The organism is Kitasatospora sp. NPDC098652 (assembly GCF_044760155.1).
Taxonomy (GTDB): domain Bacteria; phylum Actinomycetota; class Actinomycetes; order Streptomycetales; family Streptomycetaceae; genus Kitasatospora.
Map to the genome: position 1 here is coordinate 121,724 of NZ_JBIWAQ010000019.1, position 15,998 is coordinate 137,721.

The window sequence follows — 15,998 nt, forward strand, 5'->3', positions numbered from 1 at the left end:
CCCGGGTCCGCGCTTCCCGGGTGGGGGCTTCCCGGGTCCGCGCTTCCCGGGTGGGGGCTTCCCGGGAACTCCCAACCTGGGAAAGGCAGTACCACCCTCGGGCCGTCGCCGCGGGGCTACCCTGCCTGGCATGGAGAACACCCTGGGGGACTTCCTCCGCTCGCGCCGGGCCCGGATCCAGCCGGAGGAGGTGGGCCTGCCCGCGCACGGCCGCCGCCGGGTGCAGGGCCTGCGCAGGGAGGAGGTGGCGCAGCTCGCCGGGGTCAGCGTGGACTACTACGTCCGGCTGGAGCAGGGCCGCGGCGGCAGTGCCTCGGACGCGGTGCTGGACGCACTGGCCCGGGTGCTGCGGCTGGACGAGGTGGAGGCGGCGTACCTGCGGTCGCTGAACCGTCCACCGAAGTCCGGGGCCGTTCCGGTGCGGGTGGACCGGCGGGTCCGTCCGGGGGTACGGCTGCTGCTGGACCTGATGCCCGGGGTGCCGGCCTTCGTGCTGGGCCGCCGGATGGAGGTGCTGGCCTGGAACGCGCTGGGTGACGCCGTGAACGGCTTCTCCGAGCGGGCGACCCGGACCCCGGGCACGCCCCCCAACCAGGCCCGGGACGGCTTCCTCGACCCCGCCGCCCGGACCTTCTACCGCCAGTGGGAGGCCGTCGCCCTGGAGACCGTCGCCCAGCTGCGCCGGGACGCCGGACTGCACCCGGACGATCCGGCGCTGGCCGCGCTGGTGGGCGAACTCTCGATGCGCAGCGAGGAGTTCCGCCGGCTCTGGGCGGACCACCAGGTGTTGGGGAAGACCGGCGGGGTGAAGCTGCTGCGGCACCCGCTGGTCGGCGACCTGGACTTCGGCTACGAGACCCTGACCGTCAACGGCTCGCCGGACCAGACGCTGGTCACCTTCACCGCCCCGCCGGGCTCGCCGACCGCCCAGAAGCTGGCCCTGCTGGCCAGTTGGACGGCCACCGGCCAGGCTCCGGAAGCCGCGGAGCGCGCGGAGTCCGCGGACGGGGCCTGAGCGGGAGTGCTGGGCGGGCGGCCCGGCCGGAGCCGTCATAGCCTTCCAACATGACCGCCTGCGAAGACCTCGCCATGGCCCCCAGGGACATCGAGCCCGCGCCGCCCACCGACGGCTGCGCGGACTGCCTTGCCCAGGGCAGCCGGGACTGGGTGCACCTGCGGGTCTGCCTGGACTGCGGCCACATCGGCTGCTGCGACAACTCGCCGCAGCGGCACGCCACCGCGCACTTCCACAACTCCTCCCACCCGGTGATCCGTTCCTACGAACCGGGGGAGGACTGGCGCTGGTGCTACGTCCACGAGGTCATGGGCTGAGCCGGCCCCGACCGCTCCGGTGGCACCGGCCCGCCGACCGGATAAAATCCGGACATAACACCCACGCGGCCCCTCGGTCCGGCACCCGTCCGGCCGCGGCCGCCGAAGGGAGGCCGACGATGACCAAGCGAACCGCAGGCAGCACCGCCCAGCTCCGCAAGGGCACCCAGGAACTGCTGGAACGCCGGGGCATGGCGACCATGCCCGGCCGGCTCGGACCGAAGCCCGCCTTCGGCGCGCTGTCCGCCTCGGCCGGGAACCCGGCCGGCGACCTCTTCCGCCACGGCGGGCGGGACGCGGCCTCCGCGATGCCGCACGCCGCACCGGCGATGCACGCGGAACTCAAGGGACACCGCCACCGCGGCGCCGAGAAGCACTCGGCCCACTGAGCGACTCCTGCTGGGCGAACCCCACTGAGCGATCCCTGCTGAGCGATCCCCGCTGGGCGATCCTCGCTGGGCGATTCCCGCTGAGCGACCCGACCCGAGCGCCCTGCTCGGCGACGCACCCCGCTGACCGGCCGACTGTCAGTGGGGTGCGCTACGTTCGACCCGTTCACCAGTACGCGGCGGGACGAACGGAACGCACAGGATGAACGGGGGCGCACCATGACCGACGTGACCACGGAGGAGCCGGTCGAGTTCCAACTGGAACGCCACCGCACCGAACTCACCGGCTACTGCTACCGCATGCTCGGCTCGGTCTTCGAGGCCGAGGACGCGGTGCAGGAGACGATGGTCCGCGCCTGGCGCGGGTACCGGGGCTTCGAGGGCCGGGCGGCGCTGCGCTCCTGGCTGTACCGGATCGCCACCAACGTCTGTCTGGACGCGCTGAGCGGTCGCAAGGCCCGGGCCCGTCCGATGGACCTCGCCGGTCCGGTGACGGTCGCCACCGCGAGCGACACCCAGTTGCCCGAGGTGACGTGGATCGGCCCCGCGCCGGACGGCCGGGTGCTCCCCGAGACGGGGGACCCAGCGGAGGTGGCCGCCCAACGCGAGTCGGTGAAGCTGGCCTTCGTCGCGGCGCTGCAGCGCCTCGCGCCCCGGCAGCGGGCGGTGCTGATCCTGCGCGAGGTGCTCGGCTGGAGGGCCGCCGAGGTCGCCGAACTGCTCGGCGTCACGGTCGCCTCGGTCAACAGCGCGTTGCAGCGGGCCCGCGCGGTGCTCGCCGCGGACGCCTCCGCCGCCCGCCCGGCCGTCGCACTGGACGAGGCGCACCGCGCCCTGCTGGAGCGCTACGTCCGCGCCTTCGAGGCGTACGACATGGACGGCCTGGCCGCGCTGCTGCACGAGGACGTCACGCTCAACATGCCGCCGTACTCGATGTGGCTGCGGGGCATGGCGGAGCTCCGGGCCTGGATGCTGGGCCCGGGGCAGGGCTGCCGGGGTTCCCGGTTGCTCCCGGTGACGGCCAACGGCGGCCCGGCCCTCGCCCAGTACCGGCCGAGCCCGGCGGGTGGGTACGAGCCGTGGGCGCTGATCGTGCCGGAGGTGTCAGAGGGCCGGATCACCGGGCTCACCAACTTCCTGGACACCGACGTGCTCTTCCCGCTGTTCGGCCTCCCGGCCCGGCTCCCCGCCGAGTAGGCCCGCCGGTGCCTCGCCGCCCAGCGGATCGATCCTGCCCAGCGGATCGTCCGAGCCCAGCGAATCGATCCTGCCCAGGGGGTCGACCGAGCCCAGCGAATCGACCGTGCCCGGCAGCAGCGCCGCGAGCCCGCTGAACGCCAGCAGTTCGCGCAGCGGGCCGGCGGTGTTCAGCAGCACCACGCCCACCCGGTGCCGGGCAGCGGCCAGCCGCAGCCGGGCCAGGGCGTCGACGACGGCCAGGTCGGGGGCGGTCAGGGCGCCCAGGTCGCAGGTCAGTACGGCTTCGTTCGCGATGCTCTCCATGCAGGTTGGACCGCCTGCGGGCGCCGGACTCATCGCTCCGGTCCACCGGGGGGTGTCAGCACCACGGGACGGCAGAGCCGGGCCGGTGGCAGAGTGGGGCCACTGGCAGAGTGGGGGCAACCGAACCGCCCTGCCCCAGGAGGAACACCGTGACGGCTGAGCCCTTGAGATCCCGCGAGGAGTGGCTGGCCTCCCTGCCCCGGATCTACGCGGCGGCGGGCTGCCTGCTGCGCGACGCGTCGGGCCGGATCCTGATCGTGAAGGCCGGGTACCGCGAGCACTGGCAGTTCCCCGGCGGGACGATCGACCTCGGGGAGGGCCCGGTCGAGTGCGCCGCGCGGGAGTTGGAGGAGGAGACCGGCATCGTCAAGGAGGCCGGCGAGCTGCTGGCCATCTCCTGGACCCACCCCTCGGGCGAACTCGACCACCCGGCCCAGCACTTCCTCTTCGACTTCGGCACCGTCCCGGACGGCACCCCCGTGACCGTCCCGGCCGGCGAGCTGGACACCCACCGCTGGGCCCCGATCGACGAGGCCCTGGAGCTGCTCGGCCCGGCCCGTTCGGCCCGGCTGCGGGCGGCCCTGGAGGCGGCTGCCGACGGCCGGGTCCGGATCGTCACCACCCACATCTCCGGCTTCTAGGCCGGATCACCGAAGTGCCGTGCCCCGGGCGGGAGTTCCCTCTCGGGACACGGCCGGTGGGCAGGCCTCACCGCTCCTCGGGCGCGGCGTCCCGGGCGGCGATCAGGGCGGCGACGGCCTCCGAGACGAAGGTCTCCGCCTCGGTCTTGTCCACGTTCAGCCCGGCGAGCACGCCCTCGCCGTTCTCCAACTCCAGCAGGGCGAGCAGGATGTGCTCGGTGCCGACGTAGTTGTGCCCGAGCTTGAGCGCCTCCCGGAAGGTCAGCTCGACGGCCTTCTTGCCCTGGGCCGAGTACGGGATCAGCGCGGGCACCTGCTGCTCGACGGCGGTCGGCAGCACGGCGGTGGTCGCCGTCCGGACGGCCTCCGGGGTGACGCCCTGGGCGAGGAGCGCCTTGAGCCCGATGCCCTCGGGCTCGGCGAGCAGGCCGAGCAGGATGTGCTCGGGGCCGATCTCGGGGTTGTTGGCCCGGCGGGCCTCCTCCTGCGAGGCCACCACGACCTTGCGGGCCCGGGGCGTGAACCGGGAGAAGCCCTGGCTGGGGTCGAGGTCGAGGTCGGCCGGGCTGCCCGGGCCCTTGGAGACGAAGCGCTTCTGGGCGGCCTGCTTGCTGACGCCCATGCTGCGGCCGATGTCGGTCCAGGAGGCGCCGGAGCGGCGGGCCTGGTCGACGAAGTGGCCGATGAGGTGGTCGGCGAGGTCGCCGAGGTGGTCGGCGGCGATGACCGCGTCGGAGAGCTGGTCGAGCGCGTCGGTGTGGACCTTCTTGATCGCGGCGATCAGGTCGTCGAGGCGCAGCGGAGTGGTGTTGGGAACAACGGGATTCTCCATGCGTCAACCGTAGGTTGTCGATCCGAGGATCGTCAACCATCGGTTGACGTTTACTTCTGGGTAGCTTGCGTTCGCCCTCCGTCGAACGCCCCCGCTCTTCGCCGCCCCCGCTTCCCGTCGGTCCCCGCCCCCTATGCGGCGGGCAGCAGTCGGGCTCGGACGGCGGCGACCTGGGCGGGCGTGACTCCCGCCGCGAGCAGGTACCCCGCCGGATCCAGCCCGTCGAGCGCGGCGGCCAGGGCGGCCTCGGCGGTGGTTCCGGCCTCGGCCAGCGCGGCGTCGATCCGGCGGTACGGGTCCGGCAGGCCGAGCATCCCGTACAGCGGGCGGACGTTGGGGCCGCTCAGCAGGTAGTCCTCGGCGATCGCGGACCGGTCGACCCCGGCCAGGGAGAGCAGCAGCAGGGTGGCCAGGCCGGTGCGGTCGCGCCCGGCGCCGCAGTGCACCACCAGGCCTCCGGGGCGGGCGTCGGCGATCGCGGTGACCAGCGCGGCGGCGGCGTGCGGGCAGTGCTCCAGGTAGGGGCGGAAGGCCAGCGGGGTGCCGTCCAGGCGGCCGTGGTCCGCCCACCAGGCGGGGCCGGCCAGTTCGTCCAGCGGGACGCGGACCAGTTCGACGCCGTCGGGGAGCGGGAGGAGTGGCTTGTACTCCTCGGCGTTGCGCAGGTCGACCACGGTGCGGACACCGTGGTCGAGGAGGGCGCCCCAGCCCTCGCGGGTCAGCCGGTCCAGGTTGTCGGCCCGGACTATCGCGCCGCGGGCGGTCTGGCGGCCGGAGGCGGTGGGGAGTCCGCCCAGGTCACGGACGTTCAGGCAACCGTCCCAGACGAGGGTGCGGTCCTCGGTGGTGGTCAGTGCGTCGGTCCGCATGTGGGGCTCCCCGGTTCGTCGTCTCGGGGGATCCCGTTATCCCCTCGTTATATGACTCCCGGGAGATCCCATTGGTTCCTGATCGTTCGAACTGTCGGCACCGGCAGTTCGTACGGCGTACCGACGGTGCAGCGATGGCGTACCGACGGCGTACCGGCGGCGTGCCGACGGTTTACCGATGGGGGATCAGGCCGCGGTCGGGGCCTCGGCCTCGGCGGCGACCAGCTTCTCGATCGGCTCGACCGCGATCTGGCCGAGCATCGAACCGGCCACGATCGCGCCGATCAGGAACACGGTGGACAGCCAGGCCATGGTCGACACCGGCAGGGTGAAGGCGCCGACCACCCGGGCCGCGCACTCGGCCAGCAGCGCGGTGCCCCAGATGCCGGCGAACACCCGCTCGTGGCGACGGAAGGCCCGCGAGCCCGCCGCCCGGCCCTCGACCAGCCGCTGCCAGGCGGCGGCCCGGTCCTGCTTGCCCTTGGTGACGAAGGGCATCAGCATCGGGGTCATCACCGGCTTGCCGACCACCGCGGAGACCAGGATCGCCACGGCCACGGTGCCGCTCAGCCCGCCGTCCTTGGCGATCATCATCCGGGCGTCGCCGCTGACGAAGGTGAGCGCCAGGCCCGCCAGGTTGACCGCCAGCATCAGCGCGGCCCACAGGTTGACCTGACGCTCACGCAGCAGGCCGAGGGCGGTCCGGCCGGCCGGGAAGACGCTGCTCCAGGCCAGCGCGGCGAACTCGCTGAGGCCGCAGACCGAGTGCAGCAGGTAGTACCCCACCAGCGGGGCGGCCACGTCGAGGACCAGCGGACGCAACCCCGCGACCACCGGGTTCGGCGCCGAGGCGGCGGCCTCGTCCACGGCGGGAGCGGTGGCGGCGGTGGTGGCGGCGGTGGCGGTGACGGCGGCGGTGGTGGTGGGAACGGTGCCGGCGGCGCTGACGGTCTGGCTGCTCATGGTGGGTTCCTCCCCGACTGGTGGCCGCGGGCCGCTGCCCGCGTCGTGCCTCCAGTCTTTCCGCCGGACCCTCCGTCAGAGCAGTGCCGTCCGTTGCCGGATCCGCATGACAGGTGTCATGGTGCCGCCCGTGACACCCCCGCCGACCTGCACGGATCCACGCGGACGCACGCGGACCTGAGCGGACCTGAGCGGACCTACGCGAAGGCCCACAGCTCCCGGCCGAGCGTGTCCAGGCACCGCACCGTCCGGAACCGTTCGTCCCCGGCGGACAGGAAGCCCTGCGCGGCCCCGGCCAGCACCGTCCGGGCGACCCCGTCGCCCCGGGTCCAGGCGCCGGTCAGCACCAGCGCCCCGTCGGCCAGCTCGGCCCGCTGCACCCGGGCCACCGAGGCGGTCAGCAGTGCGGCGTTGACGTCCTCCAGCTCGGCGGGGGAGAGGTAGGGCCCGACGGCGGGGGAGAGGTCCGCGGCGGCCCGGCGCCGCAGCTCCGGCAGGCCGTAGTCGCGGACGGCGGCGACGGCGTCGTCCAGCGGCAGCTGCCAGCGCGGCCCGGGCAGCACCTCCCACCAGACGTCCTCGCCGACCGGCAGCACCTCGCCGATCCGGGCCCGCCAGACCTCGACGCCGTGGGCGCCGTCCGGGGCCGGGGCCGGGGCCGCGTGAGGCCCCGCCCCGTCGGTCCCGCCGCCTCCGCCGCCTCCGTCGCCCCGGCGGACCACCCGGAGTCCGAAGGTGAAGGCGACCCGGTCGGCGGCCGGGCGCTCGACCAGCTCGACCAGCAACCGGTGGGTGTCGTCCGACAGGACGAAGGCCCGCTGCCGACCGGTGAGGCCCAGGGCGCGCAGGGCGGGCGCGAGGTGTTCGCGCAGTCCCGTCGTGTGGAGCTCGTGGGCAGTCGTCATCGCGGTCTTTCCCTGCTGGTCGTGCGGTCGTCCCGGCCCCGCTCCGGCCGGGGACAGCCCGGCAGCGCCCGCCCGAACGGGTTCGGGCGGGCGTCGGAGGAACGGGCGCGGCGGGGTCACGGGGTCACGGCGAGGGGCCGGGCGCGGCGGCGGGCCCGGCGTCCGGGGCACGGTCGGTGCCCGGGATCGATTCGCCTACCGACAAGGTAGGCGCGGGCGGTGTCCCGGGGCTGCGGGCGAACGGCAGCCGTCCACGGGACCTTGGCCCCGGACCTTGGCCCCGGACCTTGGCCGTCCGGCCCCGTCCGGCCTCGTCGGGCCCGGTCCTTCGACCGGCGCCGACCCGTTCGCCTGGATGGCGCATCATGTGGCGGGTGCAGAGTGCAGAACACCCCGGAGCGGGCAGCGGCCGCCCCCTCGGCCGGTCCGGACCCGTACCCTCCGTCGGCCCACCATCGGGCGGGGGCCCCGCTCCCACCGACCTGACCGAGGCGGTCCGCGCCGCACAGGAGGGGGACGAGGAGGCGTTCCGGCTGCTGTTCCGGACCGTCCAGCCGGGCCTGCTGCGCTACCTGAGGGTGCTCGTCGGCGGCCGGCCCGAGGACGTCCAGGACGCCGAGGACATCGCCTCCGAGGCCTGGCTCCAGATCGCCCGCGACCTGCGCGGCTTTTCCGGCGACGGCGACGGCTTCCGTGGCTGGGCCGCCACCGTCGCCCGCAACCGGGCGATGGACCACCTGCGCGCCCGGCGCCGCCGCCCGGTCGCCGACCTGCCGTACGAGTACCTGGCCGAACTGGCTGCCGGGGACGACACCGCCCGTACGGCCCTCGCCACCGTCGGCACCGCCGACGCGCTGGCCCTGATCTCCCGGCTGCCGCGCGACCAGGCCGAGGCGGTGCTGCTGAGAGTGGTCATGGAACTGGACGCCGAGAGCGCCGCACAGGTGCTCGGCAAGCGGGCCGGCAGCGTCCGGATGGCCGCCCACCGGGGGCTGCGCCGACTGGCCAAGCTGCTGGAGCAGCCCTTCGCCTCCGGGGCCGGTATCCCGGCCGCCCGCCGGGCCGAACCGGCGGGCGCGGAACGGTCGCCGGCCCGGGCGCGGGAGTCCGCGGGGCAACCTGCCGTGGAACCCACGAAAAAAACTTCTCCGCAGGGTGTGACAGAACGCCGGGCCGCGACGCTGAAGGACATGAGATGAGCACCAACCGATCCCGTCGGATCGACCGTGATGCCGCCGAGCACCTGCTCGGCGGTGCCGTGGGCGGCCCGTCGGCCGGGCAGGACGCCTCGCTCACCGGACCGGACGGTCCCGGGCAGCTCGCCCGGGTGCTGGCCGCGGCCGCCGCCCCGGCGACGGCCGCCGAACTGGCCGGGGAGGAGGCCGCCCTGGCCGCGTTCCGGGAGGCGAGTCTCACGCCCGACCCCGTAGTCACACCCGTCCGGAGACGATCGATGGCAACCGCCGCGCTGGCCAGGGCCTTCAGCACGAAGGCCGCTGCCGCCGTGCTCGGCGCCACCGCGCTGTGCGGGGTCGCGGTCGCCGCCGGCACCGGCAACCTGCCGTCCCCCCTGAGCGGCGGCACGTCCGAACCCGAGCACGCGGTCGCCGCCCCGGGCGGCCCGTCCGGTTCCCCGCCCGGCAGCTCCACCGGCTCCGGCGCCGCCTCCCCGGGCGGTACCACCCGGCCGTCCATCGGCGCCTTCGCGGACCCGCACCGCACCGTCCCGGCCGACCCCGCCTCGCCCGGTGGCCCCACGGCCGGTGAACACCCCGGGCACCCCGCCCCGCCCGCCGCACTGCTCCCGCTCTGCCAGCGCTTCGCGGACCGTACGGGCAAGGGCGAACGCCCCGACAGGCTGGCCACCGACCCGGTCTTCGGCCCGCTGATCGCGGCGGCCGGCGGAGCGGACCAGGTCCAGGGCTACTGCGAGGGCGCCCCCGGTCACCAGGACGGCGATCACCAGGACGGTGACCACCAGGGCACCGGCCCGCAGCCGAGCCCCTCCGGCGCCGGCAAGGGCGACGGCAAGGGAAGCGGCACCACCGACGGCAAGGGCAACGGCAACGGGAACGGCAACGGCAACGGGAACGGCAACGAGGACACCAACGGCAGCGGCGACGGCAAGGCCAAGCCCGGCAAGGGCACCCCGATCCCGCCCCCGCTGAACCTCCCGACCCCGCCGGACACCCGTCCGGGCAGGACCGGCCCCTCCGAGGACGGGCAGTCCACCCGGAGATGACCCCCAGAACTCCGGATGGGCGGCGAGCGACTCCCCCCGGGCTCGCCGCCCATCCGGACCGCACCACCCGCAGTACGCACAACCACCCGAAGACCCCGGGTGGCCGGTCGGCTCCCCCGTGCCCACCGTCCACCCGGCCGGCCCCGGCCGGCCCGGCAGGCGCTCTCCCCGGACGCGCCTCCGGCCCGGCCGGCCCGGAACGTGCGGCCCGCCCTCCCGCAGTCAGGGCGGGCCGCACCCCACGGCCGGCGGTCGGGGGACCGCTGCCCGGTCCCCCGGCCGCCACCCCCTCAGACCCCGGGCCCGGGGCGGCTATCGTGCACAGGTGCACGAGGCCGCCCGGGACCCCGGAGGCCGCACGTGAGGGGAGTCCCAGGTGATCGGACGCGCGCTGAACGGGCGTTACGAACTCGTCGAGATACTCGGCGTCGGAGGCATGGCCACGGTCTGGCGAGGCCTCGACCGCGTCCTGGGCCGCCAGGTGGCGGTCAAGGTCCTCAACGGCGGCCTCGCCGACGACCCCCGTTTCGCCGAGCGTTTCAGCCGCGAGGCGCAGCACGCCGCGATGCTGGTGCACCCGAGGATCGTCATGGTCTTCGACTCGGGCGTGGACGAGGGCACCCCGTTCATCGTCATGGAGCTGGTGAACGGCCGCTCCCTCGCCGCCGTCCTGGTCCAGCAGCCGCAGTTGCCGGTGGAGCGTGCGGTCGGCATCGCGGCGGCGGTCTGCGAGGCGCTGTCGGTCGCGCACGCGGCGGGCCTGGTGCACCGGGACATCAAGCCCGGCAACATCATGATCACCGACGACGGCGGTGTGAAGGTGGTGGACTTCGGCATCGCCCGGGCCGGTTCGTCCAGCAACCTGACCCAGACCGCGAGCGTGCTCGGTACGGCGGCCTACCTCTCGCCCGAGCAGGCCACCGCCTCCGCCCTGGACGGCCGCACCGACCTGTACGCGGTCGGCTGCGTGCTGACCGAGATGCTCACCGGCGCGACCCCGTTCACCGCCGAGACCCCGGTGGCGATCGCCTTCAAGCACGTCAGCGAGCAGCCCCTGCCCCCGTCCGTACGCCGTCCGGGCCTGCCGCCGGCGCTGGACGCGGTGGCGTTGCGGTTGCTGGCCAAGAACCCGGCCCACCGCCCGGCCGACGCCGCCGCGGCGCGGGCCGAACTGCTCGCCACCGTCCCGGGCCTGGCCGTCGGCGATCCGACCGCCGAGCTGCTCGCGACCACCTCGGCCGCCACCCAGCTCCTGCCGCCGGTCGGCCCGGTGGCCCCGGCCGCCCCGGGGACCCCGATGGCCTCGGACCAGCAGCACACCACCCTGCTCCCGCCCCAGGCTCCGCACCAGGCCCCGCACCACCCCGTTCCGGCCGCGACCTCGGTGATGGCGCCGCTCCCGGCGATGCCGCCCACGGCGCACCCGGCCGGGCGGCTCCCCATGCCCGCCCCCACCGTGAGCCGCCGCAACAAGCCCCTGGTCCTCGGAGCGCTGGGCATAGCCGGCCTCGCCGGGGTCATCGCGGTGGTGCTGACCGCGGCCGACGAGCCGGCCGGCAACGCCGCCGCCAAGCCCCCGGCGGCGACCAAGTCCGTGGCCACCACCCCGACGACGGCCCCGACCTCCGCTGCCGCCGCCCCCAGCACCCCGGCTGCCGCGCCGACCTCCGCCGCCCCCACCCAGTCCGTCCCGCGCAACCAGCCCGCGGAGCTCCAGCTCCAGTCCTTCCGCCAGGCCGTGGCGCAGGCGCAGGTCGGCAAGGAGCGCGACAAGCAGACGGAGCTGCTGCAGATCCTCGACGCGACCGCCTCCCGGTTGAACGAGGGCAACCCCGACGACGCCGCCCAGCAGCTCCGGGCCGCCCAGAAGACGATCAAGGACCTGGGCAAGAAGCACGCCATCGACGCCCCCACCTACGCCAACTGGAACGCCCGGCTGTCCGCGCTGTACGCCACCCTCCACACGGCGGGCAACTTCCAGGACGACTAGGACGACTGGGACGACCAGGGCGACCAGGACGACAGGGCCCCTGCTCCCTGGTCAGGCGAACTGCAGCCGGTCGCCGAGCCCGGCCGCCGCGAAGGCCGCCTCCAGCGCCGGACGGCCCTCGGTGAAGTGCGCCCAGCTGTCGAAGTGCGCCGGCACCACGCGCCGCGCGCCCAGCAGGACGGCGGCCTCGGCGGCCTGGGCGCTGTCCAGGGTGAGCAGCGCGCCGTCGAAGGGCCCGGGGCGGGCGGCGCCGGCGAACAGGACCGCGGTGTCGATCGGGCCGAACCGCTCGGCGATCTCCTCGACCAGCGCCAGCGAGGCGTTGTCGCCGCTGACGTAGACGCTCGGCAGGTCGGGGGCGGTCAGGACGAACCCGATCACCTGGCCGAGCACCGCCTCGGCCCCTTCGGGCCCGTGCAGCGCGGGTGCGGCGGTGACGGTGACGCTGCCGCCGTCCGGGCGGGCCAGTTCCACCGACTCCCAGGGGGCGAGCCCGCGCGCGGTGCCGCCGAGCCGCTCGGCGCCGCTGGTGGTGGTGAGCACCAGGGGCACGGTCGGCAGCAGGGCGCGGCCCGAGGTGTCCAGGTTGTCCGGGTGCTCGTCGTGGGAGAGCAGGACGGCGTCGACCGGGCCGACGGCGGCGGGGGTGACGGGGGAGGGTGCGGTCTTGGTGAGGACGCGGCCACCGCCGCGCGGGTAGTCGCCGGGCTCGTCGAAGGTCGGGTCGGTGAGGAAGCGGAGGCCGCCGAATTCGATGAGGGCGGTCGGGCCGCCGAAGACGCGGATGTTCGACATGCTGGTTCACCTCACGGAGAAAGCCATCGTTTGACGTGATGAACCTAGCACCTCCATCACGGGAGAGCGCAAGGTTTACCATGAGAACCGTGAATGCCACCCTCACCGCCCCGCCGCCCGCACCGGGCTCGGAGCAGCACGTCGCCCTCGACTTCGCCAACAGCGACCTCGTGCTCACCGCCGGCCGTCTCGACCTGCTGGCCACCCCCGCCGACGCCACCCGCTGGCTGGTCGAGCGGGGTCTCGCCCCCGAGGGTGCGGAGGTCTACGAGTACTGCACCGGGCGGCTGCGCGAACTCCGGGCCCAGCTGAGGGTGTTGCTCGCCGCCCGGGTCGACGGCGCGGTGCCGCCGGGCGAGGCCGTGGACGCGCTCAACTCCGCGCTGACCGCCACCTCCGCCGCCGCCCTGCTGCGCTGGGACGCGCCGGACGGCCCGTACCGCGCCCTGGCGCATCCGGCCGACCAGGTCGCCGTGCACGCCATGGCCGTCATCGCCGCCGACGCGGCCGAGTTGCTCACCGGTTCGGATGCCGAACGCCTCGCCGCCTGTGCCGCGAGCCCCTGCACCCGCTTCCTGGTCCGCACCCACGCCGCCCGCCACTGGTGCTCGACCCGCTGCGGCGACCGGGTCCGCGCGGCCCGGGCCTACGCCCGCCGCAACAAGGCTGAGGCCGCGTCATAATGGCGCGGTGCTGACGATCGGATCCCTTGTCCTCGGTGTCGCCGACATGTCCCGCGCGGTCACCTTCTGGACGGCTGCCCTGGATTACGTGCCGCGGGGCGGCCTGGTCGAGGACGACTGGACGGTCCTGGTCCCCGCCGCCGGCGGCACCGGCGTCCAACTCGCCCTGGGCTACAGCGAGTCCCCCGTCCAGGAGCACCCCCGCGTCCACCTCGACCTCTACGCGGCGGACGCCGAGGACCAGGCCGCCGAGGTCCGGCGCCTGCTCGCCCTCGGCGCCGAGGAGGTCGACTGGGACCTCTACCCCGAGGACCCGGACTTCGTGGTGCTGGCCGACCCCGAGGGCAACCGCTTCTGCGTCATCGACACCACGCACGGTTGACCCACAGGGTTGTCCACACCCTGTGGACAACCCTGTGCGATGCGCCCCTACGGCGTGTACTCGTAGCCGATGGTGAACCGAGCGGGCAGGCACGACTCCGTGTACTCGATCAACCCGTCGTCGTCCGACCAGCGGTGGACGAGAGCCAGGATCGGGCTGCCGACCGGTACCGCCAGCCCGGCCGCCTCCCGCTGATCGGCCGTGCGCGCGTGCATGTCGTCGCGTGCCGCTGTGATACTCCGACCGGTGGCTTCGAGGACCCGCGCCGTGATCCCGTCGTTCCGCCCCGGTGCCGTGTTGAGCAGGTCGGGCACGAGCGCGGCGAAGTGCGCGGGGTACCAGGACACCGCGAAGAGGGTCCGCGACTTGCCACGCCCGGCGATGTACTCGCGGCGCACCAGCTGTGCGCCGTGCTCCAGGTCGAAGAGATCCGCGACGTAGAGCGGCGGGGTGACGAGTTCGGCGGCCGTCACGCGGCTGGTCTCGCCCTCCATCAGGCTGGACCGCACCCGCTGGACCCGGGTGAGCCGGTCCCGGCTGCTGGCGGCCACCCGGGGGTCGTCCGCGACGAACGTGCCGCGTGGTGAGGTGCGGAGGTAGCCCTCCACCTGGAGGTGTTGGAGCGCTCGGCTGACGGTGGCCACGGCGACGTTCCAGCGGCCGCCGATCTCCTTGTTGCTGGGCAGCTTCGAGCCCGGCTCGAGCTCCCCGGAGAGGATTCGCTGGCGGTAGTGATCGGCGATCACGGACCATGTCTTCGGCGTCTTGCTCGGCATGTGCGCTCGCTTCCGCTCGGTGGGCGATCCCCCGCGTGGGCAGACTAGTTCACTCATAACCGTAGCGAGCGATCTGGGTCACTCTCCATGCTGGACTAGTTCACTGACGGTCCGTCGGATGACTGGGGGTCGGTGGGATCCGCAGCACCGAACGGGCCGGACACCAAGCGGCCGAGAGGAAGTCGAAGATGGGAAAGCGCGGAGACGGCAAGGGCGGCGAGTCCGGGGACAAGAAGCAGTCCAAGCGGGAGTCCGACGGCCAGTGGACCAAGAAGGTCCCCCCGGCCGACCCGGGTGAGAAGAAGAAGTGAGAGCCAATCAATGGATCAGTACGCGCAGTTGCTGACCGACCTGACCGAGGCCGGCGTGCTGGGCGAGGAGTGGCGGGGCGCGTTCGAGCGCGCCCCGCGCTCTGCGTTCGTCCCGGGCGCCGTGTGGGCCCCGGATGACGATGCCCCGACGGGCTACCGTCGGATCACCCGGTCCGATGACCCGGACGACTGGTGGGCCATGGTCGATGCCGATGATGTGGTCGTCACACAGCTGGACGACGGGGACGACGACGGACCCGGAATCGCCACGTCATCGGCATCCATGCCGTCCCTGGTCGCAGACATGCTCCGCCACCTGGACCTGAGCGACGGGTGCGACGTGCTCGATATCGGCACCGGCACCGGATGGACGAGTGCTCTGCTCTCGGCCCGACTCGGCGATGAGCACGTGACGACGATCGAGGTGGACCCGGCCGTAGCTGCCGAGGCGGCGCGGAGACTCCGGGCCGCCGGATTCTCACCCGACTGCGTGGTCGGCGACGGGCTCGCCGGGTGGGCCCAAGGCGCCCCCTACGACCGCATCCATTCGACGGCAGCCGTCCGCCGGGTGCCGTCCGCCTGGATCGAGCAGACCCGACCCGGCGGCGTGATCGTCACCCCGTGGGGCACCCCGTACGCCAACGCCGGACTGCTGCGCCTGGTGGTCGGTGGGCCGGGCGAGTCGTCGCACGGGCGGTTCGTCGGCAACGTCAGCTTCATGTGGATGCGATCGCAGCGGCCCCACGCTGTGACGGGCCCCTCCGGCACGCCGGACTACCGGGGCCCGTCCCTGATGGATCCCGACCTCGCGGAGGAGGACGTTCACGCGGCCTTCGCCATCGGCCTGCGGGTACCAGGCGTCCGGTACGAACACGTGTGGGACGAGGCCGACCCCAGCGGCACCTACCGCATGCAACTCTCGGACGGCGCGGGCTCGTGGGCGTCCGCCCGCTATGCCGGATGGGACGCCGAGGACGCCGTCCGCCAGTCCGGGCCGCGCCGGCTGTGGGACGAGATCACCAGCGCCCGACTGTGGTGGTTGGAGGCAGGAAGGCCGGACCTCTGCCGGTTCGGCGTGACCATCACCCGGGACGGTACGCAGTCCGTCTGGCTGGACGACCCCGGAAATACCCTGCCCTGAACGGCGGCCCCTCGCGCGGACGAGCGCGAGGGGCCGCTGGGTGGTTAGGCGTGGTGGTCGAATTCGCCTGCTTTGAGGCCGTGGAGGAGGGCGGCGAGGGCGGTGGGGGTGGTGCGGAGGATGGTGTCGCCTTCGTCGGACTCCCGGAGTTCGATGAGGGTGTCGGCCTTGCGGACCTCCACGCACTCGCTGCCGGACCCGCTGAATGATGACTTCTGCCACTCGGTGTAGGTCATGATTGGCC

At 74.1% G+C, this 15,998-nt stretch carries 20 protein-coding genes; 12 read left to right on the forward strand and 8 right to left on the reverse strand.

Features of this window, described 5'->3' with window-relative positions; translation table 11 throughout:
- Positions 1 to 130: 130 nt before the first annotated feature.
- The 4 genes from ACIQWA_RS31675 (at position 131) to ACIQWA_RS31690 (ending at position 2,918) form a co-directional block, all read left to right on the forward strand.
- Positions 131 to 1,015 (forward strand): helix-turn-helix transcriptional regulator, encoded by an 885-nt coding sequence (locus ACIQWA_RS31675; protein WP_360226501.1) that lies wholly within the window; start codon positions 131 to 133, stop codon positions 1,013 to 1,015.
- Between the two features lie 50 nt (positions 1,016 to 1,065).
- Positions 1,066 to 1,332 (forward strand): UBP-type zinc finger domain-containing protein, encoded by a 267-nt coding sequence (locus tag ACIQWA_RS31680; protein ID WP_360226498.1) that lies wholly within the window; start codon positions 1,066 to 1,068, stop codon positions 1,330 to 1,332.
- 119 nt (positions 1,333 to 1,451) lie between these two features.
- Positions 1,452 to 1,721: a hypothetical protein gene (locus tag ACIQWA_RS31685; protein WP_402488139.1), complete on the forward strand. Its 270-nt coding sequence runs from the start codon at positions 1,452 to 1,454 to the stop codon at positions 1,719 to 1,721.
- Positions 1,722 to 1,940: 219 nt separating this feature from the next.
- Complete coding sequence (locus tag ACIQWA_RS31690; protein ID WP_402488141.1) at positions 1,941 to 2,918, forward strand: sigma-70 family RNA polymerase sigma factor; 978 nt, start codon at positions 1,941 to 1,943, stop codon at positions 2,916 to 2,918.
- On the opposite strand, the gene ACIQWA_RS31695 is transcribed toward ACIQWA_RS31690, so the two are convergent.
- Positions 2,826 to 3,224 carry a hypothetical protein gene (locus ACIQWA_RS31695; RefSeq protein ID WP_402488144.1) on the reverse strand — a complete coding sequence of 133 codons (399 nt, stop codon included), beginning with the start codon at positions 3,222 to 3,224 and terminating at the stop codon, positions 2,826 to 2,828. The two genes, ACIQWA_RS31690 and ACIQWA_RS31695, sit on opposite strands and share 93 nt — an antisense overlap.
- Positions 3,225 to 3,373: 149 nt before the next feature.
- Here ACIQWA_RS31695 and ACIQWA_RS31700 point away from each other — a divergent pair, with 149 nt between their 5' ends.
- Positions 3,374 to 3,865 (forward strand): NUDIX domain-containing protein, encoded by a 492-nt coding sequence (locus tag ACIQWA_RS31700; protein ID WP_402488147.1) that lies wholly within the window; start codon positions 3,374 to 3,376, stop codon positions 3,863 to 3,865.
- Positions 3,866 to 3,932: 67 nt separating this feature from the next.
- On the opposite strand, the gene ACIQWA_RS31705 is transcribed toward ACIQWA_RS31700, so the two are convergent.
- The 4 genes from ACIQWA_RS31705 to ACIQWA_RS31720 all read right to left on the reverse strand — a co-directional run bounded on the left by ACIQWA_RS31705 (position 3,933) and on the right by ACIQWA_RS31720 (position 7,434).
- Positions 3,933 to 4,697, reverse strand: coding sequence for a Clp protease N-terminal domain-containing protein (locus ACIQWA_RS31705; RefSeq protein WP_402488150.1), 765 nt, complete (start codon positions 4,695 to 4,697; stop codon positions 3,933 to 3,935).
- A 131-nt stretch (positions 4,698 to 4,828) separates the two neighbouring features.
- A complete protein-coding gene (locus tag ACIQWA_RS31710; RefSeq protein ID WP_402488152.1) occupies positions 4,829 to 5,566 on the reverse strand; it encodes a tyrosine-protein phosphatase in 738 nt (245 codons plus the stop codon).
- A 186-nt stretch (positions 5,567 to 5,752) separates the two neighbouring features.
- Positions 5,753 to 6,529: a VC0807 family protein gene (locus ACIQWA_RS31715; protein WP_402488154.1), complete on the reverse strand. Its 777-nt coding sequence runs from the start codon at positions 6,527 to 6,529 to the stop codon at positions 5,753 to 5,755.
- 197 nt (positions 6,530 to 6,726) lie between these two features.
- On the reverse strand, positions 6,727 to 7,434 hold the full coding sequence (locus tag ACIQWA_RS31720; protein ID WP_402488157.1) for a hypothetical protein: 708 nt from the start codon (positions 7,432 to 7,434) through the stop codon (positions 6,727 to 6,729).
- 365 nt (positions 7,435 to 7,799) lie between these two features.
- Between ACIQWA_RS31720 and ACIQWA_RS31725 the strand changes: the two genes are divergently transcribed.
- The 3 genes from ACIQWA_RS31725 (at position 7,800) to ACIQWA_RS31735 (ending at position 11,666) form a co-directional block, all read left to right on the forward strand.
- Positions 7,800 to 8,633 (forward strand): RNA polymerase sigma factor, encoded by an 834-nt coding sequence (locus ACIQWA_RS31725; RefSeq protein ID WP_402488160.1) that lies wholly within the window; start codon positions 7,800 to 7,802, stop codon positions 8,631 to 8,633.
- Positions 8,630 to 9,676 carry a hypothetical protein gene (locus ACIQWA_RS31730; protein ID WP_402488163.1) on the forward strand — a complete coding sequence of 349 codons (1,047 nt, stop codon included), beginning with the start codon at positions 8,630 to 8,632 and terminating at the stop codon, positions 9,674 to 9,676. Before ACIQWA_RS31725 ends, ACIQWA_RS31730 begins: the two co-directional genes overlap by 4 nt.
- Before the next feature lie 376 nt (positions 9,677 to 10,052).
- The gene (locus ACIQWA_RS31735; protein WP_402488166.1) at positions 10,053 to 11,666 is read left to right on the forward strand and encodes a protein kinase; all 1,614 of its coding nucleotides are present in this window, start codon (positions 10,053 to 10,055) and stop codon (positions 11,664 to 11,666) included.
- Between the two features lie 51 nt (positions 11,667 to 11,717).
- Here the strand turns inward: ACIQWA_RS31735 and ACIQWA_RS31740 are convergent, their stop codons facing one another.
- Complete coding sequence (locus tag ACIQWA_RS31740) at positions 11,718 to 12,461, reverse strand: MBL fold metallo-hydrolase (protein ID WP_402488169.1); 744 nt, start codon at positions 12,459 to 12,461, stop codon at positions 11,718 to 11,720.
- 80 nt (positions 12,462 to 12,541) lie between these two features.
- On the opposite strand from ACIQWA_RS31740, the gene ACIQWA_RS31745 reads away from it, so the two are divergent.
- Together ACIQWA_RS31745 and ACIQWA_RS31750 are read left to right on the forward strand one after the other, a co-directional pair.
- A complete protein-coding gene (locus ACIQWA_RS31745) occupies positions 12,542 to 13,144 on the forward strand; it encodes an ABATE domain-containing protein (protein ID WP_360226462.1) in 603 nt (200 codons plus the stop codon).
- A 7-nt stretch (positions 13,145 to 13,151) separates the two neighbouring features.
- Positions 13,152 to 13,526 (forward strand): VOC family protein, encoded by a 375-nt coding sequence (locus ACIQWA_RS31750; protein ID WP_402488172.1) that lies wholly within the window; start codon positions 13,152 to 13,154, stop codon positions 13,524 to 13,526.
- A gap of 47 nt (positions 13,527 to 13,573) precedes the next feature.
- Here ACIQWA_RS31750 and ACIQWA_RS31755 read toward each other — a convergent pair whose 3' ends face one another.
- Positions 13,574 to 14,302, reverse strand: a complete 729-nt coding sequence (locus ACIQWA_RS31755) for a GntR family transcriptional regulator (RefSeq protein WP_402488174.1) — start codon at positions 14,300 to 14,302, stop codon at positions 13,574 to 13,576.
- A gap of 188 nt (positions 14,303 to 14,490) precedes the next feature.
- Here ACIQWA_RS31755 and ACIQWA_RS31760 point away from each other — a divergent pair, with 188 nt between their 5' ends.
- Complete coding sequence (locus ACIQWA_RS31760; RefSeq protein ID WP_375887446.1) at positions 14,491 to 14,613, forward strand: hypothetical protein; 123 nt, start codon at positions 14,491 to 14,493, stop codon at positions 14,611 to 14,613.
- Positions 14,597 to 15,754: a methyltransferase domain-containing protein gene (locus ACIQWA_RS31765; RefSeq protein ID WP_402488177.1), complete on the forward strand. Its 1,158-nt coding sequence runs from the start codon at positions 14,597 to 14,599 to the stop codon at positions 15,752 to 15,754. The genes ACIQWA_RS31760 and ACIQWA_RS31765 overlap by 17 nt, the downstream gene beginning before the upstream one ends.
- 44 nt (positions 15,755 to 15,798) lie before the next feature.
- On the opposite strand, the gene ACIQWA_RS31770 is transcribed toward ACIQWA_RS31765, so the two are convergent.
- Positions 15,799 to 15,990, reverse strand: coding sequence for a DUF397 domain-containing protein (locus tag ACIQWA_RS31770; RefSeq protein WP_402488180.1), 192 nt, complete (start codon positions 15,988 to 15,990; stop codon positions 15,799 to 15,801).
- Positions 15,991 to 15,998: the final 8 nt, after the last annotated feature.

Bases quoted from the DNA above. Each gene is read 5' to 3' on its own strand.
- ACIQWA_RS31675 (WP_360226501.1), top strand. From the start codon at position 131: ATGGAGAACACCCTGGGGGACTTCCTCCGCTCGCGCCGGGCCCGGATC.
- ACIQWA_RS31680 (WP_360226498.1), top strand. From the start codon at position 1,066: ATGACCGCCTGCGAAGACCTCGCCATGGCCCCCAGGGACATCGAGCCC.
- ACIQWA_RS31685 (WP_402488139.1), top strand. From the start codon at position 1,452: ATGACCAAGCGAACCGCAGGCAGCACCGCCCAGCTCCGCAAGGGCACC.
- ACIQWA_RS31690 (WP_402488141.1), top strand. From the start codon at position 1,941: ATGACCGACGTGACCACGGAGGAGCCGGTCGAGTTCCAACTGGAACGC.
- ACIQWA_RS31695 (WP_402488144.1), bottom strand. From the start codon at position 3,224: ATGGAGAGCATCGCGAACGAAGCCGTACTGACCTGCGACCTGGGCGCC.
- ACIQWA_RS31705 (WP_402488150.1), bottom strand. From the start codon at position 4,697: ATGGAGAATCCCGTTGTTCCCAACACCACTCCGCTGCGCCTCGACGAC.
- ACIQWA_RS31710 (WP_402488152.1), bottom strand. From the start codon at position 5,566: ATGCGGACCGACGCACTGACCACCACCGAGGACCGCACCCTCGTCTGG.
- ACIQWA_RS31715 (WP_402488154.1), bottom strand. From the start codon at position 6,529: ATGAGCAGCCAGACCGTCAGCGCCGCCGGCACCGTTCCCACCACCACC.
- ACIQWA_RS31720 (WP_402488157.1), bottom strand. From the start codon at position 7,434: ATGACGACTGCCCACGAGCTCCACACGACGGGACTGCGCGAACACCTC.
- ACIQWA_RS31725 (WP_402488160.1), top strand. From the start codon at position 7,800: ATGTGGCGGGTGCAGAGTGCAGAACACCCCGGAGCGGGCAGCGGCCGC.
- ACIQWA_RS31730 (WP_402488163.1), top strand. From the start codon at position 8,630: ATGAGCACCAACCGATCCCGTCGGATCGACCGTGATGCCGCCGAGCAC.
- ACIQWA_RS31740 (WP_402488169.1), bottom strand. From the start codon at position 12,461: ATGTCGAACATCCGCGTCTTCGGCGGCCCGACCGCCCTCATCGAATTC.
- ACIQWA_RS31745 (WP_360226462.1), top strand. From the start codon at position 12,542: ATGAGAACCGTGAATGCCACCCTCACCGCCCCGCCGCCCGCACCGGGC.
- ACIQWA_RS31755 (WP_402488174.1), bottom strand. From the start codon at position 14,302: ATGCCGAGCAAGACGCCGAAGACATGGTCCGTGATCGCCGATCACTAC.
- ACIQWA_RS31760 (WP_375887446.1), top strand. From the start codon at position 14,491: ATGGGAAAGCGCGGAGACGGCAAGGGCGGCGAGTCCGGGGACAAGAAG.
- ACIQWA_RS31770 (WP_402488180.1), bottom strand. From the start codon at position 15,990: ATGACCTACACCGAGTGGCAGAAGTCATCATTCAGCGGGTCCGGCAGC.